Here is a 24,223-nt window from a genome sequence, read left to right as displayed (position 1 = left end):
GTCACAACAAAGGGCGGCTCCCATGGAGGGAACCGCCCTTCATTGTGTAATCCAGCGCCGTGCGGCGCCGCGATTACTTCAGTTCGACAGTCGCGCCAGCGGCTTCGAGCTTCTTCTTCAGCTCTTCAGCTTCAGCCTTCGAAGCACCTTCCTTGATGGGCTTCGGAGCGCCTTCGACCAGCGCCTTGGCTTCGCCGAGGCCCAGACCGGTGATGGCGCGGACTTCCTTGATGACGTTGATCTTGTTGCCACCGTCGCCGGTCAGGATCACGTCGAATTCGGTCTGCTCTTCAGCAGCCGGGCCAGCAGCGGCAGCCGGGCCGGCAGCGACGGCAACGGCAGCAGCGGCGCTGACGCCCCACTTTTCTTCGAGCATCTTCGACAGTTCAGCAGCTTCCAGAACGGTCAGAGCCGACAGGTCTTCAACAATCTTGGCGAGATCAGCCATGGGTTTTCTCCAATATGCGGGGCGTTGCCCCTTCAGTTCGGTTCAGTCGGTAACAAAAGCTCAGGCAGCGTCCTTGGCGGCATAAGCGCCAAACACGCGGGCAAGCTGACCAGCCGGGGCTGCCGCAATCTGCGCCAGCTTGGTGGCCGGAGCCTGCACAAGGCCCACGATCTTCGCGCGCAGCTCGTCAAGCGACGGCAGCTCGGCGAGCGCCTTGACGCCAGCCACATCGAGAACAGTGTCGCCCATTGCGCCGCCGACGATTTCGAGCTTGTCGTTCGTCTTGGCGAATTCCACGATGATCTTGGCGGCGGCGACAGGGTCATCGCTGGTGCCAAGGCCGGTGGGACCGGTCAACATGTCGTTGAGACCGGTATAGGGCGTGCCCTCGAGCGCGATCTTGGCAAGCCGGTTCTTGGTGACCTTGAAGCTCGCACCAGCGTCACGCATCTTGTTCCGGAGCGCCGTCGACTGGGCGACGGTCAGGCCCAGATTGCGGGTAACCACAACTGCGCCGGCTCCGGACAGGGTTTCGCGCAGCTGAGCGACCACTTGGGCCTTTTCATTGCGGTCCATGCCATTTCTCCACTCATGCCTGTGCACCAGGGCGCACAGGCGGCTCAAACAAGGCGACCGGACCGGGTGGATGCGCAAACGCAAACGCCCTGCCATAGTTGGCCGCCGCTTCTTTCAGTCCGTGGGGAAGGTCAAATCAGGCCGGCAAAAACCGAACTGAACCGGGACGGCGCAATGGCTGCCCGGCGGTAAAGACATGTCCCCGTCTAGGCTGGCGATTTAAGGATCCCGAAGGGTCCACCAACTGTCTCGGACGGTGACGACAGGCCAAAGCCCGTCGGTCGGCTGCGCGATTAGGCGGGAGATGGCGCAGAGTCAAGCAATTCAGCCAAATTGGCCTCCGGCATGCCCGGATGGATGGCGCGATTCTGTTGCATTGTCGCAACAGGGTGAAAACCCTACTGGAATTGGTGCGTCAAATGGCGTTAACTGGGTCATCGTCCGGGGATGGCGATCAACAGCAAGGGGGCTTCGCTCATGACTTTCTCCAAAACCCTATCACAGCTCATGGTCACTGGCTCAACGCTGGCGGCAGTGACGCTGGGTCTGGCCGTGCCGGCCGCTGCCCAGAGCGTCGATGATCCGAATGCGCCGGTCAATCGCCTGGCTGATGATGGCGCCACTGCCGGGGATGATCGCGACATTATCGTGACCGGATCGCGTATCCGCCAGGATCCGAACAACAGCCCGCTCCCGCTGCAGATCATCAGCACCGAGGAACTGACGCGCGAAGGCATTTCGAGCCCCGAGCAACTCATCTCCTTCCTTACATCCAACGGTAATGGTGCCGACAATCTGGCCTCCAACTCGGATGTCACCACGGGCGCGCAGCGCGGCACAAACGGTCTCTCGGCCGCCAACCTGCGCGGACAGGGCGCGGCATCAACCCTCGTCCTGCTCAACGGCCGCCGCGTTGCCGCCCATGGCCTGACCGGCGCGGCGATTGACGTCAACCAGATCCCCTTTGCCGCAATCGAACGGGTTGAAGTGCTCAAGGATGGCGCTTCGGCCATTTACGGTACCGATGCGGTCGGCGGTGTGATCAACTTCATCACCCGCACCAACTTCACCGGCATCACCCTCAACGGCTTCACCGACATCACCGAACAGGGGGATGGCAACATCTACCGCCTGTCGGGTACCGTCGGCTATGGTGACCTCGACGAAGATGGTTTCAATGTGATGGCGGCGGTCAGCTGGAGCCAGAACCGGGCACTGGCCGGTTCCGACCGCGCTTTTGTCAATGGCAACCAGCCCAACCGCGGTCTGTCGGTGGACACACGCGGCACGCCTGTCGCCACCATGTTCCCGGCTAACCCCAACAGCATCTTCGCGCCGACCGGTTCGCTGCTTGGCGGCACCAGCGGCGCAACGGCGCTGCCCGGACTGGTCTTCCCGGGCACGACCACCCTTGCTACCGGCGGGATCAACGCGCTTGATCTGCCCGGCGGCGCCGGTTGCGATTCAGTCGATGGCGGCATGGCCTATGACGAACAATTGTGGGCGGTCGCCTCTGCACGTTTCGCCTGCTCATGGGACACCGGCCGCGCCGCGATGCTTCAACAGCCGCTCGAAACGCTGACCTATTATGGTCGTGCCACGGTCAACCTTGGCCAGCATCAACTGTTCGCCGAAGTAACCGGTTCCGATGCGACGGCGGCCAAGCGTTTCTCGAACAACCAATATTCGATCAACGCCACCTCGCTGCCGCTCTATTATCCGCTCAACGCGGCGACGGCTGAAACCTATAACCGGATCTACAACCAGCTTGTGGCCGTCTTCCCGGCGGTGGCTGCCAATTATGGCAAGCCGATCGCCTACCGTTGGCGCTGTATCGAATGCGGTCCGCGCGAATATGTCACCGACACGCAAACCTTGCGCGCCGCCGTCGGCCTTGAAGGGCCGATTGCCGCCGGATGGGATTATCGCGCCGGTGCATCCTATGCCCGCTCCGAATCCAATTCGGTGCTTGGCTCGGGCTATCACTATCGCGGTGTCTTCCCCTCGACGGCGTCGGCCAATGCCTCTGGCGTGGCGGGTGCCGTTGCCGGTGGGCTTGATACGCGCGCGCCGACCGCGCCCGGCGCCACTGCGCCCGGCATCGTCGGCCTGCTCAACAGCGGCATTCTCAATCCCTTCTCGGTCACCCAGTCGGCAGCGGCTGTTGCTGGACTTCAGGCCGTGTCGGCTGAAGGCACCGTGCTGTATGGCGGCAAATATGAGGTGACACAGTTTGACGCCTCGGTGTCCGGCTCGCTGTTCAACCTGCCTGGTGGGGAGGTGCAGGTCGCGCTCGGCTTTGACTATCGTCGGGAAACCTATGCCTTCAACGGTTCGCCCGCTGCGGTCCTGGGCACGCCGGACATTTTCAACGTCGCCTTTGACAATGCCAATGCGCTGACCCCGCGCAACCGCGATGTGAAAGCGGCCTATGCCGAAGTCCTCTTCCCGATCCTCGACACGCTCCAGGTTACGGGTGCGGTTCGCATGGATGATTACTCGGGCTTTGGCACGACGGTGAATCCAAAGATTTCGGCCATGTTCCGGCCGACCGACTGGCTGATGCTGCGCGGTTCCTACAACACTGGCTTCCGCGTCCCTGCCTTCAACCAGATTTTCAATGGCACTACCCAGTCGCCCAACCCCGGCAACAATCTGGTGGATCCGACCACTTGCGCTTCGGGTACGGTCAATCCGGCCGTGCCGGGCTGCGCGGCCATCACACCGGATTCGCTGTCGGGCGGCAATCTCAACCTCGGGCCGGAAACGTCGGAACAGTACAGCCTCGGCATCGTATTCGAACCCTCGCGCCATTTCAGCGCCTCGCTCGATTATTGGTCGATCGCGGTCGATGATGTGATCGGTTCGCTGACGACCCGCCAGTTGCTCGACAATGCGGCCTTCTTCCCTGAACGGTTGATCCGCACCAACGGCATCATCACCCTGCTCGACCTGCGCGCTGCCAATGTCGGCTCCCGCCGGACCGAAGGTCTGGAGCTGACGCTGCGCGGCAACATGGATGTGTTCGGTGGCACGCTGACCGCCGGTCTCGACGGCACCTATCTGCTCAAAAAGCGGGAGAAATTCCTGCCGGCCGCGCCCTTTGGCCCCAGCCAGATTGGCATTTTCTCTTTCGCGGGCGATCTCGGCCTCGAATGGAAGCATAATGCCTTCCTCAGCTGGACCAATGATGTGTGGAGCGTTTCGCTGTCGCAGATTTTCCGCAACGGCTATCGCAACCAGCAACTGCCCGGCATCGCCAATGGTACGGTTACCCGTCCGGATGCCGAACTGCGGGTGGATGACTATATCATCTACAATCTGTCGGTCGGTGCACGGGTCAACGACATGCTGTCGCTGACCTTTGGTGTGCGCAACCTGTTCGACACCGATCCGCCGTTTGCTGTCACTTATGACAGCAACACCGGCGCCGGCAGCTCGTGGGAACCGCGCGTCGCTGATCCGCGCGGCCGCTCCTTCACCCTGTCGGCCACGGTCAACTTCTGATCTGAACCGTCAACGCCATTGCGAAAGGGCCGGAGCAACGCTCCGGCCCTTTCCTTTTGTCCGGCTGGCGGCAGAGGGGAGAGGGGCCAGCAGGACAGGGGTGTGCTCAGAATTGCGCCTTCGCAGTCAGGCCCCAGGTGCGCGGATCGCCGACTTGCCCGGTAATCAACCCGGTGTTGCCGCCGGGGACGTTGAGCGCCTCATAATGGTTGACGTCAAAGGCGTTGCGCACCCAGCCGAACAGGTCCAGCCCCTCGTCGGTCCGGAAGCCGAGGCGCATGTTGGTGAGGGCGTAGCCGTTGATCCAGCTGTAGGCGGAGGGGCTGGGATTGGATGACCAGTCAGAGCGGTAACTGCCGTCGAGGCCTGCGTAAAACTCCCCACTTTTGCCAAACAGTTCAGCGGGTTGGTTGATTTCCACGCCATAGGACAGCGAATATTTGGAAACACCGGGAAGACGCTGTCCGCTGATGTCGCAAAAGGCGGGGCTGTTGGTACCGGGGGTGCCCGGCGCGCCAATCACCGCGCCGCTGCCTCCGCCCGACAGTTCGGGCGGGCAGGGGGCGTCGATGAAGCGCCGATAGGTGGCATCGGTATAGGCACCGCGCAGGTAGAGATTGACCCGGTCGCTGGGGCGCAGGGCAAAGTCCGCCTCAAACCCCTGCGTCCGCACGGCATCGGCATTGGCGAGATAGCCGCGCACCGTGCCGAACTGGCCGTTGATCACCTGGGCCTGATAGTTGCTGATGTCGGTGCGGAAGATCGACAGGTTGAACGTGCCGCGACGATCCCAGAACTGCGTCTTGATCCCCGCCTCATAATGGTTGAGCGATTCCGGCAGGATGGTCTGCGCGGCGAGGGCTGGCACGCCGCTCGCGTCATTGGGCACGCCATTCTGGTTGATGCCGAATGATTTGAAGGTCTTGGCATAGGTGGCATAGGCGAACAGGTCGCTGCCCAGCTCATAGCTGAGCGTCAGGTCATAGCTGAGGTTCCAGTCGCTGCCCGAAGGGCGGTAGGATTGCGGTGAGAAGATGGCCAGTTGTGCCGCACGGCGGGCGCCGGTCGCGCCGAGCAGGACCGGTTGACCCTGCCCGTCGAACACCTGCCGGTCATAGACGCCGCTCTTCCTGTCATGGTTGACCCTGAGGCCGGGCTGGATGGTCAGCGCGTCGGTGACATGCCAGCTCGCCTGACCGAACAGGGCGAGGCTGGTGTTGCTCAGCGCCTGTGTGTTGAAGGCGGTCAACCCGTCGAGCACGGTCGGATCAAAGGCCAGCGGATTGGACGGATTGATGTTCCAGCGGCTCGAGGCCGGGCCATGCTGTTCGAGACCCTGCGTGTCGATGCGCTGATGATAGGCGAAGGCGCCAACAACAAAGCTCAGCGCGCGGCCGCTCTGCGCATAACGGATTTCCTGGGTGTACTGGTCCTGCTGCGACGGGTTTTGTGAGCGGGTGACGATCGGCAGGCCGGTGAAGTCGCGATCATTCTCGGGCTTCCAGTCCCAGAAACGCCAGGCAGTGACCGAGGTGAGGGTGCCCGGGCCGACATCCCATTTGATTCTCAGCGACGCGCCGCCGATGCTGTTGCCGGCGTTGAGATCGGCATCGATGTCGGTCAGCCGGTCAAACGGATTGGTGCTGACGACCTGATAATTGAGCGCGGCAGACAGCGCGGCATATTGGCGGTTGAGCGCCCGCTGGGTGAGGCCGGTGCGGACATAGACCGTGCCACAGCATTCGGGGTCCTGCCGGTTGAAATCGCCGGCCAGCGTCACTTCGAGCCCGTCAGCCGGCTGCCACAGCAATTGGGCGCGCAGGCCGAGATTGTCCTGTTCGTTGATCCGGTTGCCGCTGGTCACGTTGAACAATGTGCCGTGGCGGCTGGTCGAGGAGATGGCCAGTCGAGCCGCCAGCGTGTCGGACAGGGGCCCGGAAATCGCCGCCTTGGCCTGGGTGAAGCCTAGGTTGCCGATGGTCAGCTCGGCGCGGCCTTCAAAGGTGAAGGTCGGCTGGCGGGTGGTGATGTTGATCGCCCCGGCGGTGGTGTTCTTGCCATAGAGCGTGCCCTGCGGGCCGCGCAGCACCTCGATCTGCGCAACATCAAGGAAGTCGAAGGTCGAGGAGGCCGCCCGCGAATAATAGACATCATCGACATAGATGCCGACACCCTGTTCGATCCCGTCATTGGTGAGGCCGAAGGGTGCACCGAGCCCGCGGATGTTGGCGGCACTGTTGCGCGGATTGGAGGAATAGAATTGCAGCGTCGGCGCAAGCTGTTGCAGGCGCCCCACATTGAAAGCGCCGGTGTTGTCGATCTGCTCACCGCCGACAACGCTGATGGCAATCGGCACGTCCTGCACCGTTTCGTCGCGGCGACGGGCAGTAACGATAAGCTCGCCATTGCCGGTCTCGCCGCTGTCAGCGGCACTGTCAGGCGATGTATCGGCTGCAGAAGGCTCAGGCGCAGCTTGCGCAGTGGCGGGTGTCGCAAAGGCGAACGCAGTGGCAAGGGCGATGATCGCCCCAAAGGTCTTTGAATGCATGTCCGTGTCCCCGTGGAGTGTGGATGCATCCGGTCGACCGGTCTGCCTGTCCTTATGCTATGGTTGAAATGATCAATGGTTCCCGCCAGTCAGCCCTTGGCTGAAAAGCGGGTGCGTTCGGTGACGTTGATCTGCACCAGCCGGCCATCATGGACAGTCAACTGGATGGCGCCGTAGCGAATCCGCTCAAGCGCCTCCTGGACAAGCGCAAGGCCGCTCAATGCGTCTGAACTGGGGGCAGAAGGCGAAGCTGTGTCTGGTGTGGGCATGTCCGGTCTCCTTGCCGGACAGGGTTATTGTCTATCGATAGAGTTGACAATAGGCGGGCGGGCAAGAAAAGGTCGCCTTGCGCCAAGCAGATGTTTTCGCACGGTGGAGCGGGATAGGGTCCTTACCGAACCGCCTTGAGGACCGAACTGGCGACGAACCACGCCACCGGCAGGGCGAGAACGAACCCCGCCCCCGCAGCCAGCATCAGCATCATCGACGTATAGCCTGGTGTCGACAGAACAAAGGTGATGCCTGCCCCCATCATGGTGGTGGCGATCACGGCGAACAGAACAGCCGTCAGGATCAGGCGCATGTCTGCGTCCTCCAATAGTCCACCTGCCGTCATCCTTGTGACAGAGATTGACAGTGTTCGCTTTGATCCCGGTCAACACGCGCCCGGTTGACGGACAAACAAAAGGGGCCGGGAGTTTCCTCCCGACCCCTCAAAGCGTGCGCTGACTGTCCGATCAGATGACCGACAGTTCCGCCATGTCGACCTTCAGGCCCGGACCCATGGTCGAGCTGAGGCTGATCTTGCGGACATATTTGCCCTTGGCGCCAGCGGGCTTGGCCTTGACGATGGCGTCGACAAAGGCGTCGAAATTCTTGCGCAGATCGGCGTCGGCAAAGCTCGCCTTGCCGAGACCGGCGTGAATGATGCCAGCCTTTTCAACGCGGAATTCGATCTGGCCGCCCTTGGCAGCCTTGACTGCTTCGGCGACGTTCGGGGTGACGGTGCCCAGCTTCGGGTTCGGCATCAGGCCCTTGGGACCGAGCGTCTTGCCGAGGCGACCGACGATGCCCATCATGTCCGGCGTCGCGATGACGCGGCCATAATCAAGATTGCCGGCCAGCATGTCTTCCATCAGGTCTTCGGCGCCAACCTTGTCGGCACCGGCGGCCAGCGCCTTTTCGGCGTTGTCGCCACGGGCGAACACGGCAACCTTGACGTCCTTGCCCGTGCCGGCCGGCAGGGTGACGACGCCACGGACCATCTGGTCGGCGTGACGCGGATCAACGCCCAGGTTGATGGCGACTTCGATGGTTTCGGCGAACTTCTTCGAGGAGGCACCCTTCAGCGCGGCGATGGCTTCATCGACGCCATAAAGCTTGTCACGGTCGAACTGGCTGGCGAGAGCCTTTGCCTTCTTGGTCTGCTTGGCCATGGTCTCAGCCCTCCACCACTTCGAGGCCCATCGAGCGGGCGCTGCCTTCGATGATCTTCGTCGCCTGCTCGATCGAGTTGGCGTTGAGATCCTTCATCTTCGCTTCGGCGATTTCGGCGAGCTGCGAACGCTTGATCGTGCCAGCCTTGATCTTGCCCGGCTCCTTCGAACCCGACTTGAGGTTGGCGGCCTTCTTGATGAGGAAGGTGGCCGGCGGTGTCTTCGTTTCGAACGAGAAGCTGCGGTCGGCATAGACGGTGATCACCGTCGGAATCGGCATGTTCTTTTCAAGGTCGCCAGTGGCGGCGTTGAAAGCCTTGCAGAATTCCATGATGTTGACGCCGCGCTGACCCAGCGCAGGGCCGATCGGCGGGGACGGGTTGGCGGCGCCGGCGGGCACCTGCAACTTGATATAGCCGGTAATCTTCTTGGCCATTGGTTTCACTCACTCTGTTTCAAGTATAGCGGTCAGACAGGGATGGCTCCCCTCCCGCACGAAAGACCTTTTTGCCTGCCCCAAGGGGGCCGTTGCGGCATCCGGGCCCATCCGGGGCAAGCCCCGAATCGCTTTGCGCGGCGCCCGCATAGCGGGAACCACGTGAAAAATCACTTCATCCGTTCGACCTGGTCGAATTCCAGTTCGACGGGGGTGGCGCGACCAAAGATCGACACGGCCACCTTCACGCGGCTGCGGTCGAAATCCAGTTCCTCGACCAGCCCGTTAAAGCTGGCAAACGGACCTTCGAGAACCTTGACCGAATCACCGATTTCATAATCGATGCGGATGTCCTGCTTGGGCCGGGCTGCGGCTTCGTCGCGGATGTTGAGCATGCGCAAGGCTTCGGATTCGCGGATCGCCTGCGGCTTGCCCGAAACGCCTAGAAATCCGGTCACCTTCGGTGTGTTGCGCACCAGGTGATAGACATCGTCGGTCATGGTCAGCTTGGCGAGGACATAACCGGCCATCGACGTGCGCTCGGTCTGCACCTTCTTGCCGCGCTTGATTTCAGTCACCGATTCGGTCGGCACTTCCACCTGTTCGACCAGCTGGGCCAGGCCCATGCGTTCGGCTTCGGAAAGGATCGCATCCTTTACCTTGTTCTCAAAGCCTGAATAAGCGTGGATGATGTACCAGCGCGCCATAGTCTCTCGCTCGAATCAGAAATGGGGTAGGGGACGGCTCAACTGGCCAGCGACAGCAGCCACTGGACAATGGCGCCGAACAGGCTGTCCACGCCCAGGAAAAAGATCGCCAGAATGGTGGTCATGATCAACACCATGATGGTGGTAGTCATGGTTTCCCGCGCCGTCGGCCAGACGACCTTGTTCGCTTCGGCCCGCACTTCGCGGGCAAACTTGCCCGGGTTCAGCTTTGCCATATCCATTCCTCGCGCCTGTTGGCCGGACTATCCGGACAGCATGGCATATGGGTCGAGACCGACCCGCATGAAACCCCCGGATCAGGCAAATCCTGCCCCGTTCGGCGAAACTGCCCCTTGACCAAAGGGCTCTCGTCAAACGGCAAAACGCCGCCCGCCCCTCCCTCGCTGCTTTGCGAAGAGCGGGTGCGGCCGGATGGATCACCTGTCCCGATGCCCCGAACCTCTAACGATGGCACGGTGCAATGGCAAGGCTGGCAGGGGCAGCAGGACTTGAACCCGCGACCCTCGGTTTTGGAGACCGATGCTCTACCAACTGAGCTATACCCCTACTGGGCCGCCTTGCCGGGACCAGCGCCTTTAACGGGCGCGCTCGCCAAGGGCAAGAGGGAAGGGCACCCCTTGCCAAGGCATCCCTATCCCTTCGTCCCTATCCCTTCGTCAGTCCTTCTTTAGAATCTCCATCGCCATGGCGCTCATTGCCTCGGTCGCGGTGGCGATGACCTTTTCCGCGTCGGGCGCCCAGAAGGGGCTGTGAAGCGAGGGCAGTGGCGTGCCATTCGCCTGTGCCGCGTCCCATTCCGCCTGCGGCGTTCCGCCGACCCAGAAAATCATGCTCTGGATGCTGTTGTCGGCGCGCCAGAACTGGCTGAAATCCTCCCCGCCCATCGCTGCCGGAATCTGGCGCACGCGTGCTTCGCCGAAATGGCCGCGCAGGAAACCGGCCATCTGGTTGGTGAACTCCGGCACATTATAGGTTGATGGCGTGAATTCATTGCGGTCGATGCTGACCACCGGCATCCGGTCCTCGGGCACGCCCGCGGCGATTGCTTCACCACGGGCGATCCGTTCGATGCTCGACAACAACATGTTGCGCGTCTCGTCCGAATAGCTGCGGACCGTCAGCTGCAGGCGGGCCTCGTCGCTGATGATATTGTGCTTGGTACCGGCATGGAAACTGCCGACCGTCACCACAGCTGCATCCTGCGGGTCCACCTCGCGGCTGACGATGGTCTGCAAGGTGGTGACTATCCGGCTGGCCAGCACGATCGGGTCGCGCGTCGCCTGCGGATAGGCGCCATGCCCGCCGACGCCGCGCACCTGGATGTCGACGCTGTCGACATTGGCCAGCGCATAGCCGGGGGTGAAACCGATCATCCCGGCCGGAAAACCGGCGGCATCATGGAAAGCGATCGCATGGGTTGGCTTTGGAAAGCGCGTGTACAGCCCGTCGGCCAGCATCATCCGCGCGCCGGCGCCGCGTTCCTCGGCAGGTTGGCCGATCATCACCAGCGTGCCAGACCAGTTTGCCCGATTGGCGACCAGCGCCCGGGCCGTGCCGATCCATGCGGTCATGTGCGTATCATGGCCGCACGCGTGCATGACGCCGGTCTCAACGCCCTGCTCGGTCGTCACCCGCACCCGGCTGGCAAAGGGCAGGCCGGTCTGTTCGGTCACCGGCAGGCCGTCCATGTCGGCACGGATCATCAGCACCGGTCCCGGCCCGTTGCGCATCACAGCGACAACACCATGCCCGCCGACCCCTTCGGTCACCTCAAAGCCCAGCCGCCGCGCCTCGCGTGCCATGCGCGCCGCTGACTGCACCTCGTGAAAGCTCAGCTCGGGATTGGCATGCATTTCCCGATACAACTCCATCAGCGACGGCATCTCGCGCGCAACCTGCGCATTGAGCGCCGACGCCGCTGGCGGCGGGGCAGGAGCGGCAGGCACGGCCGCCACGGTTTGTGCCATGGCCGGCATGGCCAGCGCCAGTGCAAGGGTGGCAGTGGCAATTTGGGCGGCGTGGGGACCAAAACGACGGATCATGCAATATCTCCCTGTTGCACCACCTATGCCGCGCCGGGACAGGCGGTGGCAAGGGGCCTTGCCTTGCTTATCCTTTTGTTGATCGCCGGCTACTCCGCCATCCCGGCAACGTCTGTTTCCCCGCTTGCCCGAATATGTCAGTCTGTCGCTTGCCTGCTGCTACGCTGCGGGCAGGGAAGGGTGATGGGGCGCCGCTTTCTTTTCCGGCATTGAGGGGGAGGATAACAGGTGAACAGGAAAATTGGCATCATCATTGCGGCATTGATGCTGCTGCTCACAGTGGGTTGGTATGTTGGCTCGCCGTGGTGGACCTTGCGCCAGATGCGTTCGGCGGCCGTCGAAGGGAATGTTGACGCCCTTGCCAGCAGCATCGATTTTGATCGCGTGCGGGCGTCGCTGAAGGACCAGATGAATGCGATGATCACACGCAAGCTTGCTGAGGAACAGTCCGATAATCCCTTTATGGCGTTCGGCGCGATGCTGGCGCCAGCCATCGTCAATAATATGGTCGATGCTCTGGTGACAAAGGAAGGAATGCGCCAGATGGTGCTGGCTGGGCGCCTGCGTCCGCGTGATGGGGCTGATGCCGGGACACGCCCGGTGGACTATGTCATCGACCGCGATGGCCTTGATCGCTTTATCGTTACTCCGGAAGGAACCGGCTCACAGGCCAGCTTCCTTTTCGAACGGGATGGGTTTGGATGGACCCTCGTCGAAGTGCGCCTGCCGGATGACGCCTTGTCCGGCACTGCTCACTGATCTGTGCCGCGCTTCCGCTGCTAAAACACGCCCAGCGCCAACCCGGTCGCCATTGCCATGCCCAACTCGCGCGCTTCTTGCAGCCGCGTTTCGGGCACCGTCTTGGCGGCGGCAATCGCTTCGGGCGTGTCTGCCCCCGTTCGCACGATCATCGGCTCGGCTATCGCCTTCAGCCGCCAACCGGTGGCGATGCGCTGCCATTGGCGCACGGCGCCTTCACCATCGGTGCCAGCGGCGATGATCAGCGCCCAGGGGCGGCCATTGATCCGGTCAAGCAGCGGGTAATAGCAGCGGTCTACCATCTCCTTCATCGCGCCCGTCATGCTGGCGAGATTTTCCGGACAGGCGAACAGATAGGCGTCGGCGGACAGCATCGCTGCCGGGTCGGTTTCGTCAGCGCTCAGCAACTGTACCTCGACCGCCTCTTCCGCTGCGCGGGCGCCAACGGCGGCGGCGTGGGCCAGTGCCTTGGCTGTGCCGGTCCGGCTGTGCCAGACGATCAGCAGACGCTTGGTGGAGGCGGCTATGGCCTGGTTTGCGGCTGCGGACATCAACTCTCTCCTGCCGTTCCTGCCGCGCGGCGCAGGCCGGCGGGGTTGCGGATGATGATGGCCATATAGCGGCGCTCGATCCACCCGGCCCGCTCCATTGCCGACAGGTGGCCGTTGACCGATTTGCGGGACAGGCCACACATTTCGGCGATCTCGCCTTGGGTCAGCCTGATCGCGCCAGTGGCGTCGGCCTGGGCCAGCAGGCGCGCGGCGATGCGCTGGCGCGGAGGAAGCAACAGCATCTGGCTGAGCGCGGCGAGGAGACCGTCGAGTTGATTATGCAGCGCGTCGGCCAACGCCCGCCACATCAGCGGTTGCTCGGCGGCGATGCGTTCAATCGCCCGGTCGGACAGCAACAGCGCCCGGCTTGCATCGCTGGCGATGGCGGTGACAATCCGGGCATCGGCGCCGCCGACTCGCGACCGGCCGAACAGGGCGCCGGGAATCGCGGTGGCGAAAAGCGCGCTGCGGTCCTCGCCGCCAGACATGTGCAGCCGCAACTCGCCGTCCAGCACGATCCACAGGCCGGTGTCCTCATCGCCTTCCAGATAGGCGGTCTGGCCGGAATCGAGGGCCACCACCCGGCCTTCGCGGACAATCGCCGCCCGGATCGCCGAACTCTGCCGCTTGAACCAGCTACATATCTGTAATTGCTCATGAATACTCATCGCACACAGATTGTAACGAAGGTAACAATAGAATGAAAGGGGCGGGCGTAAACTGGCTCTAGCTGACCGTCTACCAAGGGCGGCATAACCGGAGAGAGAGCCATGAAAATCAGCCCCATGTCCGCCCATTGCGGCGTCGAAATCACCGGTCTCGACATCACCGCCGCCGACGACGCCACATTCGACCAGGTCCGCCGCGCCGTGGCTGAATCAGGCGTGGTGGTCCTGCGCGACCAGCAACTCAGCCCAGAACAGCATATCGCACTCGCCAACCGCTGGGGCGGCATCGACGTGAACAACTATTTTCCGTCAAACTCGGCCTATCCCGAGATTGCCGAAGTGACAAAGGCCGAAACACAGGTCGTCAACATCGGCGGCGGTTGGCACACTGATCACAGCTATGACCAGATCCCGGCGATGGGATCGATCCTCGTGGCACGTGAACTGCCACCGGTCGGCGGCGACACTCTGTTCGCCAGTATGGGCGCCGCCTGGGATTCGCTGTCGGAGGGGCTCAAGGCGACATTGCGCACCATGCGCGCCGTCCACAGCGCCGACCATATCTACGGTCACGGCGGTATTTATTCACAGACAGACCGCGCCGATGATATGAAAGGGCGGGATCTGAAGACGCTTGCCGTGCATCCTGTCGTCATCCGCCACCCCACCACTGGCCGCGAGTGCCTCTACGTCAATGGCGCTTTCACGCGCCACTTCGAAGGATGGACGATGGAGGAGAGCCAGCCGCTGCTCAACTATCTCTATGAAGTTGCCCAGCGCGAAGATTGGCAGTGCCGCCTTCAATGGGCACCGGGATCGGTTGCCATTTGGGACAACCGCTCGACCTGGCATTATGCCCTCAACGATTATCATGGTCACCGCCGGGTGATGCACCGGATAACGCTGACCGGTGAAGCTTTGGTCTGACGTTGGGGTGGGGGGGAATCACCATGAAACGCTTTGGTGCAATCACAGTCTCTATATGGGCGTTGGCAATAGCCAGCTCCGTTTCGGCCCAACCGGCAGCGAGTGAGGCGACACGGGCAGCTCACGTCCGTGCCCTCGCTGCTGCTGCGGTCGATGAAGCACAGGAAGCAATTGAAGACGCAGCCGCGCAACACGGCCTGCTGGCGCAGGTGCCGGACGGGGTTATCCGAGACGCATCAGGGACAATCATATGGGATTGGAGGCCATATGCTTTTCTAGCCAATCCCGTGGCCCCAGATACCGTCAACCCGCGTTTGTGGCGACAAGCGCGGCGGAATGCGCAGCACGGTCTTTTCGAGGTGGTTCCTGACGCCATCTGGCAGGTGCGCGGCTATGACCTCTCGGTGATGACCATCATTCGCGGTTCAACTGGCCTGATCATCGTCGATCCGTTGACCAGTGAAGAGTCTGCTGCGGCTGGCTTGGCCCTATTACGGGACCGCATCGGCAATCTGCCTGTAAAGGCTGTGTTGTTCAGTCACAGTCATGCCGACCATTTTGGTGGTGTCGGCGGAGTGATCAGCCGGCAACAAGTGGAATCGGGTGAAGTGCGTGTTATTGCTCCCCATGGTTTCGCCAGAGAAGCGGTGAGCGAAAATGTTCTGGCCGGAGCGGCGATGAACCGTCGCGCCGAATATATGTTCGGCATGCGACTTTCGGCGTCCCCGACCGGTCAGGTGGATACAGGGCTTGGGCCTCGTGTGGCAGGCGGAACGACCGGTTACATGAATCCCACAGAAACCGTGGGTGAAGAAGGGGCCACCCTTGAGATTGATGGGCTGACCTTTGAGTTCATTGATGCCGCCGAGACAGAAGCGCCTGCCGAATTTTTATTCTATATTCCCCGTTACCGGACGCTTCACACGACGGAAGTCGCAACCAAGACCTTTCACAATTTTCTGACGCTGCGTGGCGCTCAGGTCCGAGATGCACTGCGTTGGTCGCAGGTGATCGATGCAGCCTTGCAAAGATGGGGCCATCAGGCAGATCTGGCGATAGCCTCACATGGCTGGCCAACCTTTGGAGGTGATCAGGTTCGGAGCTATCTGGCCGGGCATCGCGACATGTACAGATTTGTCCATGATCGCACTTTGGGGGCGGCGAATATGGGCGCCACGATCCAGGAGCTTCCCGCTGCGCTCGAAACCGTCAGCAACCTGCCAATAGACCCTTCGGTGAGGGGGTATTATGGAACGGTCAACCACAATGCCAAGGCAGTTTATCAACGCTACTTTGGTTGGTGGGACGGGGTGCCAGCAAACTATGACCCTCTCCCGCCCGAAGAGCAGGCGCGAGGCTATGTAGCCCTCGCGGGAGGGCCTGTTCGCTTACTGGAGGCTGCACGGCAGGCCCAATCGGCGGGCAACTATCGTTGGGCGGCGGAGTTGGCCAACCACCTCGTATTCGCTGACAGCGACAATATTGAAGCGAAGCACCTCTTGGCTGATGCCTATGAGCAACTCGGATTCCAGGCGGAATCGGGTGCTTGGCGCAACTATTATCTTGGCGCGGCTGCAACGTTGCGTGGTGAGGAAGCCAACAATCTTCCCATGCGCAGCCAATCAGCGGACTATTTCGCAGCCATACCGACGATCGATCTGTTCAACGCCATGGCCACCCGGCTTGCATCCAATGATGTGCCTGTTACCCCTCAGACATTCCGTTTTGTTTTCACTGACACGCAGGAAACAGTAACGGTTGAACGTCGGGGCGTTGTCGAAATTCCGAGGCTGGGTGCGGACGAACGACCGGCCACGGCAACGGTCCGCATGACGCGGCTGGCCTTCGGAGCGATGCTGATGGGGCGGCTCCGCATGGCTGATCTCGCTGCAGCAGGGCAGGTCCAGCTCGAAGGAGACATTGCGGCGCTTCAGGCTTGGATGGCCAGCCATCGACCGCCGAACCCCGCGTTCAATGTGGTGACGCCCTAATCGGTCTGCATTGCCCTTTGCAGGGCTGGCGGCTTGTCCTACATCTGCGGCATGACCAGCCAAGATGATGCATTGAACCCGCCGGCGCCAGCCTATCTGACCGTGCTTCGCATGCGCTGGTTTAGAACCGCTGCGCTGCTTGTGATCATTGCGGCGACCATGGATATCTTGCTCGTTCGTGCGTCCGCCGGGCCAGTGGGGCTTTTTAGCGCGGTCGTAGCCGTGTTGGGATTTTTGGCTGTGTGGCGCACGCCTCCCCGCCAGTTTGCTCTTTTGGGTCACTCGATCGACGAGGACAGTCTGCGGGTGGTTCGTGGTTACCTCTTCCGGGTTGACACAATTGTACCGCTGGTTCGGATTCAGCATATTGATGTCGGACAGGGTCCCCTCGAGCGCTTTTGCGGGGTAGCCCATTTGGTGGTTCATACGGCCGGGACGCACAATAGCGTCGTAGTGCTGCCGGGTCTCTTGCCGGAGGCTGCCTATCTGATGCGCGATGCAATCCGGCGCAAAATTCGCACAGACTTTGTGTGACGGCATTGGCTGTGAGCGCTCAACCCACTCCTTCGGTGTCCCTCCACGGCATCGCCGATGGTCAGGCCCGGCGTTTGCACCCTGCGTCCCTGATGCTTGCCGTGCTCAAAGTCGGTCCGCAGTCGCTGAATCTTCTCCCGGCCATTGCGGTTATTGGAGCAACTGGCCGCTGGTGGCTCATTGTTCCCTTGATGCTTCTTTTCCTTGCCATCGGGGCTGTTGTGGCATGGCTGAAATGGTTCAGATTTACTTGGCGAGTTGATGAAGACAGCATTTCAATCGAGAGCGGCATCATCAGCCGGAACAGCCGTGACGTGCCATTTGACCGAATTCAGGATGTGGCAATCGAGCAAGGACTGCTGGCGAGAGTTTTGGGCCTCGCAACGGTCGGTTTTGATACCGGGTCGGCGGATGCCGACGGCAGGGACGAAGGCAGGCTGGCTGGCATAACAATGTCCGACGCATGTGCTTTGCGGGATCATATCCGCCAACGCCGGGCGGCCAGTGAAACTGCGTCTGTTTTACCCGATATCGCCCGGCCCTCATTGGCGTCCAGCGATGCGATCGGAGCGATGGTGCCTAAAGCCGCAACTCTCTTCGCAATGGGTCCGCAACGACTTTTGTTGGCCGGCGTTTTCAATTTCTCGCTTGCCATTTTTGCTATCCTTTTTGGCTTGCTCAACAGCTTTGATCATTTTTTGCCATTTGACCCATTTGAAGTGGACGTTTGGTTGGCGCTGGGCCGTAGCGTAGGGTTGGAACAATGGGTCATGGGGAACAACTGGCTGGCTGCATTGGGAGGGACCCTGACCATTGTCCTGCTCGGTCTTGCCACAGGCGTTGTACGCACGGTTGCCAAAGAATGGAATTTCGATCTTGAACGGACGGATCGCGGTTTTCGCCGTTCGCGCGGCCTCACGACGCGAACCGATGTGACGCTTCCATTGGCACGCATTCAGGCGGCCGTCGTTGAAAGCGGGATCATTCGACGCTGGTTCGGATGGTTTAGCCTAAAGCTGCAAAGTCTGGCTAACGACGGCAAGGATGATTCTGATCATGTCATAGCACCATTCGCCCGGTTGGGAGAAGTCGATTGCCTGCTGGCCGAGATGGACATGGATCGGGGTGGTTTCGGTGACGAAGTGTCCAAAGATCAATGGCAACAGGGGCACCCGATAGCCATTTTCTTCGGGCCGGGCATCATGCTTGCGATTGCGCTGACCGGGGCTCTTCTTCTCTCGGTTTTGCGCCCGGATTTGGTATGGCTGACGGGAATCGGTGCGATGCTGGCGTTGCTGTCCCTGTTGCCGGCGTGGTTGGCTTGGCGCTATCGGAGATGGCATTGTGACGGAAGATTGTTGCATATCACCGGCGGGTTTTTCAGCCGGCAGCACATCATTCTGCCAATCAAAAATATTCAAAGCCTAGACGTGAGCGTTGGTCCCGTTGCGCGGCAGTTTGAGCTTGCCAGGCTGAGTTTTGGCGTTGCCGGCGGTGGCGGTGAACATGTGATCACAGACATCCCTTACTCAACCGCAATCAGGCTGCGCAGTCACCTGCTGGCTCAGGGAGCGCCACGATGAAGCGGCCAACGGCATTGGGCATTGAACGGTCGCTTTCGGGGCAAAAGTGGTGTTGGAGGGATGTGGATGGTGGCGGATCGGGCTTGCAACCCGATGATCTTGTCACCCGCATCTTGCTGTCGCGGGGTGCCCCGCGGGAACAACTGGCTGATTTTCGTCGGCCTTCCCTCAGGGCATTCATGCCTGATCCGTCGATTTTCTGTGACATGGACCGTGCCGCAGCGAGACTGGCTGATGCAGTCCAATGTGGTGAAGCAATTGCTGTCTACGGCGACTATGACGTCGATGGTGCAACGTCTGCGGCCCTGCTGATCCGGCTGCTACGCCAACTTGGCCGCAATGCTCGGCCTTACATCCCTGATCGCTTGCTTGAAGGCTATGGGCCATCGGCCGAGGCCCTTGTGCGCCTCAAGCGCGAAGGCGCTGACCTGGTTGTGACCGTCGATTGCGGAGCGCAAGCATTCGACGCGCTGCATGCAGCCCATGAAGCCGGGCTTGATGTAATTGTCGTCGATCACCACAAATGCTCGACAACCAACCCAGTCGCTCTGGCGCTGGTTAACCCCAATCGACTAGATGAGAGCGCAGAGGCTGCCAGCCATGCGCATCTAGCAGCTGTCGGTGTCGCCTTTCTTCTTGCTGCTGCGTTGGTGCGAACGTTGCGTGGTCGCGACTTCTTCAAAGACCGTGTTGAGCCTGATCTGATTGCTCTGCTGGATATCGTTGCACTCGGCACAGTGGCAGACGTGGCCCAGCTCAAAGGACTGAACCGGGCGTTTGTCGCACAGGGACTCAAGGTTCTCGGTCGTCGCCAGAACATAGGCCTCGCCGCGCTGGCAGATGTCGCCAGAGTCAACGCTTTGCCGGGCGCCCATGAACTTGGCTTTGCATTTGGACCGCGCATCAATGCCGGTGGTCGCGTCGGGCAGGCTGATCTCGGAGTCAGGCTGTTGACGACTGAGGACCCTGCTGAGGCCCGAGCCCTGGCAGCGGAACTTGACCGTTTCAACGAAGAAAGGCGGGCGATCGAAGCGGCGGTGACTGAGCAGGCATTGGAACAATGTGAGGCGACCGCAAATGCGCCCATAACCATCGTAGCCGGAACTGGTTGGCACCCGGGGGTGATTGGTATCGTGGCTGGCAGGCTCAAGGAGCGCTTTGGCAAGCCGGCTATCGTCATTGCTTTGGGTGAAGACGGCGTTGGCAAGGGTTCGGGGCGGTCGATTGCCGGCGTTGACCTTGGCGCAGCCGTGATCGCGGCTCGCGAATCCGGCTATTTGATTGCAGGCGGGGGCCATGCGATGGCTGCCGGACTGACCGTGGCTCCCGATGGGGTCGATGGATTTGCTGCCTGGTTGGCCGATCGTCTGGCAGATGAATGTGCTACCGCACAGGACAGTCGCGCCCTATCACTGGATGCATTGTTGGCTCCGGGTGGCATCAACGCGCGCTTTGCCGAAGCGATTGAGGAAGGCGGTCCTTATGGCCATGGCTGGCCCCAGCCCCGAATCGCTACCGGACCAATCCGATTGGTCAAGGCCGATATCGTGGGCACAGGTCATGTCAGGCTTGTCGCTGCGGGAGAAGATGGCCGTTCGTTCAAGGCGATCGCTTTTCGGGCTGCAGATAGTGACATGGGACAGGCGCTGCTGGCCAATGCCGGTGGACGTCGCTTCTGGTTGGCGGGGCGCGTCAAAAAGGACGATTGGGCCGGTCGCGATGCGGCGGAACTCCATCTAGATGACGCCGCCATGGCCGACTGAGACAAATTTATGCGTCATAGCGCTATTTCTCTGCGCTTAGCCGCTTGACCGCCGGGCCACATCGCCCTAATGCGCCCGCCTACCGCATCGCCCGGCAGTGCTTCGGCACGTTTGGCCCCTTCGTCTAGCGGTCTAGGACGCGGCCCTTTCACGGCTGAAACACGGGTTCGAGTCCCGTAGGGGTCACCACCGGGTGAATTAAAGAGCGGAAGCCCGTGCGGTTCCCACGATGTCCGCATGCTCTCTTACAAGCATGGTTGATTTTGATTGCCCGGGGCCGCTTGTTGTCTATGGCATGCCCTCATGAGCGACGATGACTATATCTTCGATGAAGACAGTGGCGATTGGATTCCAGCCTCGGAAGCTTCGGCCAAGGCAGCACGGGCTGCTGAGGTGGAAGTCCGAGATGCGGTTGGTAATCTGCTTGCCGATGGCGATCAGGTCACTTTGATCAAGGATCTCGAGGTCAAGGGAGCGGGGCAAACGCTCAAGCGAGGCACGCTGATCAAGTCAATTCGCCTGACTGGTGATCAGCAAGAGATTGATTGTCGCTATGATGGAATTAAGGGTTTGGTCTTGCGGGCAGAATTCGTCCGCAAGCGCCAATAGGCATGGCGACCAGATCGGATAATTGCTTTTTTGCTTTCCAAAAGTTTTTGGTCCGACTTAATCTCGGGTCAGTTTGACAGAGGGATGACAATGCAATTTATGGCGCGAATGCTCTTGGGCTTGGCTGTGGCAGCCGGATTAGTGCTGCCAGGCGCAGCTGCGGCCCAGAACAGCTTTGAGCAGTTTGTCATAACACTGCTCGGTTTGCAGCATCGTTATGAGGATTATCAGTCCGCCAATTTGCCGGATTGGACCGGGCCGCTGCGCCGCGCGGATCAGGATCGTCAGGTTGAGCAGTTTTATGAACTTGAAGCTGGCGTGACCTATCGCATTGTTGGGGCTTGCGACCGAGACTGCACTAACATGGACATGGAAGTGTTTGATCCGGCCGGGGCGCTGGTGGGATCGGATGTTCAGCCTAACGATCGCCCCTATGTTGATGTGACACCCTCAGAGTCTGGCCGATTCCGCGTGCATCCATGGGTGGTCGTTTGTCGGGCTCGTCCCTGTTACGGCGGTATCCGGGTCCTGAAACGGCAACCGCAGCTTCGCTCCGGCACAGCCTTCCTGATCAGTGCTGCCGGTCATCTGTTAACGGCCAACCATGTGGTGCAGGGCAGGACCAATGTCACCATTCACATGGCCGACCGCGCGGTGCCGGCAAGGGTGCTGCTTCGTGATCCCGCCAATGATGTGGCGCTGTTGCAGGCTGACATAACGGGTACGCCTTTGCCCTTGGCCAGCGCGGCAACGGTCAGCCGAGGTCAAGAAGTGATGTCGCTGGGTTATCCTCTGGTCGACATGCAGGGTGAGAGCCAGAAGGCCGGATTTGGCCGCGTCAATGCCCTGTCGGGTCTGGAAGATGACATTCGTTTCATGCAAATGGACGTGCCCACCCAGCCCGGCAATTCAGGCGGGCCGTTACTGAACCAGCAGGGGCAGGTGATTGGTATCGTGACCGCGACCATCAACCAGCGGACAGTGATCAGCCGGGCGGCCACGATTGCGCAAAATGTCAACTATGCGCTCAAGATTGACTATGCCTTGCCGATGTTGCCTCAGGAAGCGCGGCCAACGAACATTAACCGGCCCGCGGTCAACAATTTCGAGGACACGGCCCGGGTTGCCGAGCCAAGCGTCTTTCGTATCTCGGCAGAATGAGGCAGGGACCATGATGCGCCATCCCGGCGTTTCATGGGGCCCATGTCCAGCGATCCATATTTCATCATCGCTGCCGTGGTCGCGGTCATTCTCGTGGGGCTGGCCAAGGGCGGCTTTGCGGGGCTGGGCGCACTTGCGACGCCGGTTCTCGCGCTGACCATCGCGCCGACCAAGGCAGCGGCAATCCTGTTACCGATCCTGATCGTGCAGGATGCCGTGAGCCTGTGGAGTTTCCGTGGCAATTGGGACCGCTGGATCCTGGGCTGGATGCTGCCGGGGGCGATGGGTGGTGTGCTGATCGGATACTGGTTCGCGGCAGAACTGTCAGCCGGGGCGGTGATGGCGGCGCTGGGCGCGATCACGCTGGTGTTCGGGCTGTACCGGCTGACCGTCGAGCATCTCGCGCGGCGGCGGCAGGAGCAGCTGGCGGCGTCGACCTCGCCCGGATGGGTGGGCACGCTGTTCGGCGTGGCGACCGGGTTCACCAGCCAGATCGCCCACCTTGGCGGGCCGCCGTTCCAGATGTGGGTGACACCGCGCCGGCTGCCACACCTCACCTATATCGGGACGCAGGTGTTGCTGTTCGCCATCCTCAACTGGATCAAGGTGCCGACGTTCATCGCGCTGGGCGGATTTGATCGCGAGGTGCTGACCATCGCGGCGGCGCTGGTGCCGCTGGCGATCGCGTCCACAATGGCCGGGGTGTGGCTGGTCCGGCGGATCAGCGCGGCGCGGTTTTACACGCTGATATATGTGCTGATGGTCCTGCTGGGCGGCAAGCTGTTATGGGATGTGCTGGCGTAGCGAGAGGGCGGAATGATGCGGTTATACACATGTGCGGGGTCGCGGGGGCTGAGGTGCAGCTGGACCATTTGCGAGCTGGGGGTAGAGGGCGAGATAGAGCTAGTATTGCTCCCCTTCCCGCCCCGAGCATTTGACAAATCATACTTTCAGATCAATGGCTTGGGCACAGTTCCCGCGCTTGTGGACGGTGACATCACGATGACCGAAAGTTCGGCCATTTGCCACTATCTGACGAGCCGTTTTCCCGCCCCCGCACAGGGCCCGATCGCGCTCTCCCCTGACGAGGCCGACTATGGCCGCTTCCTCGATTGGCTGCACCACGCCGACGCGACGCTGACCTTTCCCCAGACGGTGGCCCTGCGCTTTTGCCAGTTCGAGAAGGACCGCGGGCTTGAGGCGGCGGGCGAGGCCTATGGCGACTGGTTCGGCAAGCGCCTCGCCAAGGCCGACGCCCGGCTGCAACAGCATGAATGGCTGGCCGGGGACCGCTTCACCGTGGCGGACATCGCGGTCGGCTATGCCCTCTACCTGTCCCGCATGACCCGGCTCGACCACCATCTGACGCCGACGCTGAGGGACTATCTCGCCCGCCTGACCGCCCGCCCCGGCTTCCAGCGCGCACTGGCCTGGGAAAAGGCGACCGGAGAGGCGCAGGGCGTGGCGAACCGGCTGGGGTGAGGGAGCCGCCGTCAGTCGCGCTGACCAATCACGTGCGGCTTGTCAGGCCGTGCGTGCCCGGCCGGTATGCAGGATCCGCACGATGATCCACAGCCAGATCGCGACAAGCAGATGATAGGCGTGCCAGGCCACGTCGGGCGAGAGATGTGGCGAGGCGCGCACCAACAATATATTCGGTAGCATGAGGGCAAAGCCCAGTGCCGCGGCGAGGTGGCGTTTATCCGGCCCTGTGCCCCGCCAGAGTAGCGCCGCGCCGGCGATGAGGCCGGTGACGAACAGGATGGCGCCAGCGGCGGGCAGGAAGAGCGAGAGGGCGACTGCGGTCATGACTATGAGGGCGATGTGCCGCTGGGCTTGCAGGGTGCCGTGACCGGCCCTGAGCTGGAAGAGGATGAGGACAAGGCCCGCCAGTCCGCCGGTCTGTGAGGCGAACCGGTGGATCGCCGCGAGCTGATCATCCAACCCTGCGGCGAT

Annotated in this window: 24 protein-coding genes and 2 tRNA genes; 12 read left to right on the top strand and 14 right to left on the bottom strand. The window is 61.5% G+C overall.

What is annotated here, in order from left to right; translation table 11 throughout:
• Positions 1-73: 73 nt before the first annotated feature.
• Positions 74-448, bottom strand: a complete 375-nt coding sequence (gene rplL / locus GV829_RS03550; RefSeq protein ID WP_169943858.1) for a 50S ribosomal protein L7/L12 — start codon at positions 446-448, stop codon at positions 74-76.
• Positions 449-508: 60 nt separating this feature from the next.
• Entirely contained in the window at positions 509-1,024 is a 516-nt protein-coding gene (rplJ, locus tag GV829_RS03545; RefSeq protein WP_169943855.1) for a 50S ribosomal protein L10, read from the bottom strand.
• Between the two features lie 477 nt (positions 1,025-1,501).
• Here rplJ and GV829_RS03540 point away from each other — a divergent pair, with 477 nt between their 5' ends.
• Complete coding sequence (locus tag GV829_RS03540) at positions 1,502-4,531, top strand: TonB-dependent receptor domain-containing protein (protein ID WP_169943853.1); 3,030 nt, start codon at positions 1,502-1,504, stop codon at positions 4,529-4,531.
• A 106-nt stretch (positions 4,532-4,637) separates the two neighbouring features.
• Here the strand turns inward: GV829_RS03540 and GV829_RS03535 are convergent, their stop codons facing one another.
• From GV829_RS03535 to GV829_RS03495, 9 genes are all read right to left on the bottom strand, one after another.
• Positions 4,638-7,079, bottom strand: coding sequence for a TonB-dependent receptor (locus tag GV829_RS03535; protein ID WP_169943851.1), 2,442 nt, complete (start codon positions 7,077-7,079; stop codon positions 4,638-4,640).
• Between the two features lie 89 nt (positions 7,080-7,168).
• A complete protein-coding gene (locus tag GV829_RS03530) occupies positions 7,169-7,348 on the bottom strand; it encodes a YezD family protein (protein ID WP_169943849.1) in 180 nt (59 codons plus the stop codon).
• A 122-nt stretch (positions 7,349-7,470) separates the two neighbouring features.
• Positions 7,471-7,662 (bottom strand): hypothetical protein, encoded by a 192-nt coding sequence (locus GV829_RS03525; RefSeq protein ID WP_169943847.1) that lies wholly within the window; start codon positions 7,660-7,662, stop codon positions 7,471-7,473.
• 154 nt (positions 7,663-7,816) lie between these two features.
• The gene (gene rplA, locus GV829_RS03520) at positions 7,817-8,515 is read right to left on the bottom strand and encodes a 50S ribosomal protein L1 (RefSeq protein WP_169943845.1); all 699 of its coding nucleotides are present in this window, start codon (positions 8,513-8,515) and stop codon (positions 7,817-7,819) included.
• Between the two features lie 4 nt (positions 8,516-8,519).
• On the bottom strand, positions 8,520-8,951 hold the full coding sequence (gene rplK, locus GV829_RS03515) for a 50S ribosomal protein L11 (RefSeq protein ID WP_169943844.1): 432 nt from the start codon (positions 8,949-8,951) through the stop codon (positions 8,520-8,522).
• A 170-nt stretch (positions 8,952-9,121) separates the two neighbouring features.
• The gene (nusG, locus tag GV829_RS03510; protein WP_169943843.1) at positions 9,122-9,658 is read right to left on the bottom strand and encodes a transcription termination/antitermination protein NusG; all 537 of its coding nucleotides are present in this window, start codon (positions 9,656-9,658) and stop codon (positions 9,122-9,124) included.
• Between the two features lie 38 nt (positions 9,659-9,696).
• Positions 9,697-9,894 carry a preprotein translocase subunit SecE gene (gene secE, locus GV829_RS03505; RefSeq protein ID WP_169943842.1) on the bottom strand — a complete coding sequence of 66 codons (198 nt, stop codon included), beginning with the start codon at positions 9,892-9,894 and terminating at the stop codon, positions 9,697-9,699.
• A gap of 255 nt (positions 9,895-10,149) precedes the next feature.
• Positions 10,150-10,225, bottom strand: a tRNA-Trp gene (locus GV829_RS03500).
• 110 nt (positions 10,226-10,335) lie between these two features.
• Positions 10,336-11,721, bottom strand: a complete 1,386-nt coding sequence (locus GV829_RS03495) for an amidohydrolase (protein ID WP_425505438.1) — start codon at positions 11,719-11,721, stop codon at positions 10,336-10,338.
• A 228-nt stretch (positions 11,722-11,949) separates the two neighbouring features.
• Here GV829_RS03495 and GV829_RS03490 point away from each other — a divergent pair, with 228 nt between their 5' ends.
• Entirely contained in the window at positions 11,950-12,480 is a 531-nt protein-coding gene (locus tag GV829_RS03490; RefSeq protein WP_169943841.1) for a DUF2939 domain-containing protein, read from the top strand.
• Between the two features lie 20 nt (positions 12,481-12,500).
• Here the strand turns inward: GV829_RS03490 and GV829_RS03485 are convergent, their stop codons facing one another.
• Both GV829_RS03485 and GV829_RS03480 read right to left on the bottom strand, forming a co-directional pair.
• On the bottom strand, positions 12,501-13,031 hold the full coding sequence (locus tag GV829_RS03485; protein ID WP_169943840.1) for a flavodoxin family protein: 531 nt from the start codon (positions 13,029-13,031) through the stop codon (positions 12,501-12,503).
• Positions 13,031-13,699, bottom strand: coding sequence for a Crp/Fnr family transcriptional regulator (locus GV829_RS03480; RefSeq protein WP_169943839.1), 669 nt, complete (start codon positions 13,697-13,699; stop codon positions 13,031-13,033). The genes GV829_RS03485 and GV829_RS03480 overlap by 1 nt, the downstream gene beginning before the upstream one ends.
• A gap of 102 nt (positions 13,700-13,801) precedes the next feature.
• On the opposite strand from GV829_RS03480, the gene GV829_RS03475 reads away from it, so the two are divergent.
• The 10 genes from GV829_RS03475 to GV829_RS03430 all read left to right on the top strand — a co-directional run bounded on the left by GV829_RS03475 (position 13,802) and on the right by GV829_RS03430 (position 23,749).
• Entirely contained in the window at positions 13,802-14,626 is an 825-nt protein-coding gene (locus tag GV829_RS03475; protein ID WP_169943838.1) for a TauD/TfdA dioxygenase family protein, read from the top strand.
• 287 nt (positions 14,627-14,913) lie between these two features.
• A complete protein-coding gene (locus GV829_RS03470) occupies positions 14,914-16,617 on the top strand; it encodes an alkyl/aryl-sulfatase (protein ID WP_246203005.1) in 1,704 nt (567 codons plus the stop codon).
• A 51-nt stretch (positions 16,618-16,668) separates the two neighbouring features.
• Positions 16,669-17,151 carry a PH domain-containing protein gene (locus GV829_RS03465; RefSeq protein WP_246203003.1) on the top strand — a complete coding sequence of 161 codons (483 nt, stop codon included), beginning with the start codon at positions 16,669-16,671 and terminating at the stop codon, positions 17,149-17,151.
• A 92-nt stretch (positions 17,152-17,243) separates the two neighbouring features.
• Positions 17,244-18,734, top strand: a complete 1,491-nt coding sequence (locus GV829_RS03460) for a PH domain-containing protein (protein ID WP_169943836.1) — start codon at positions 17,244-17,246, stop codon at positions 18,732-18,734.
• Positions 18,731-20,497, top strand: a complete 1,767-nt coding sequence (recJ, locus tag GV829_RS03455) for a single-stranded-DNA-specific exonuclease RecJ (RefSeq protein WP_169943835.1) — start codon at positions 18,731-18,733, stop codon at positions 20,495-20,497. Before GV829_RS03460 ends, recJ begins: the two co-directional genes overlap by 4 nt.
• 113 nt (positions 20,498-20,610) lie before the next feature.
• Positions 20,611-20,686 (top strand) — tRNA-Glu (locus GV829_RS03450).
• 114 nt (positions 20,687-20,800) lie between these two features.
• Complete coding sequence (locus tag GV829_RS03445) at positions 20,801-21,106, top strand: alkylphosphonate utilization protein (RefSeq protein ID WP_169943834.1); 306 nt, start codon at positions 20,801-20,803, stop codon at positions 21,104-21,106.
• A gap of 84 nt (positions 21,107-21,190) precedes the next feature.
• Positions 21,191-22,267 (top strand): S1C family serine protease, encoded by a 1,077-nt coding sequence (locus GV829_RS03440; RefSeq protein WP_169943833.1) that lies wholly within the window; start codon positions 21,191-21,193, stop codon positions 22,265-22,267.
• Between the two features lie 42 nt (positions 22,268-22,309).
• On the top strand, positions 22,310-23,071 hold the full coding sequence (locus GV829_RS03435; RefSeq protein ID WP_169943832.1) for a sulfite exporter TauE/SafE family protein: 762 nt from the start codon (positions 22,310-22,312) through the stop codon (positions 23,069-23,071).
• A 12-nt stretch (positions 23,072-23,083) separates the two neighbouring features.
• Positions 23,084-23,749: a glutathione S-transferase family protein gene (locus GV829_RS03430; RefSeq protein ID WP_169943831.1), complete on the top strand. Its 666-nt coding sequence runs from the start codon at positions 23,084-23,086 to the stop codon at positions 23,747-23,749.
• Between the two features lie 42 nt (positions 23,750-23,791).
• Here the strand turns inward: GV829_RS03430 and GV829_RS03425 are convergent, their stop codons facing one another.
• Entirely contained in the window at positions 23,792-24,211 is a 420-nt protein-coding gene (locus tag GV829_RS03425) for a hypothetical protein (RefSeq protein ID WP_169943830.1), read from the bottom strand.
• Positions 24,212-24,223: the final 12 nt, after the last annotated feature.

The organism is Sphingomonas lacunae (assembly GCF_012979535.1).
Classification (GTDB): Bacteria; Pseudomonadota; Alphaproteobacteria; order Sphingomonadales; family Sphingomonadaceae; genus Sphingopyxis; species Sphingopyxis lacunae.
Note: the sequence above shows the minus strand (reverse complement) of the source record. Positions and strands in the feature narration are given on the sequence as shown.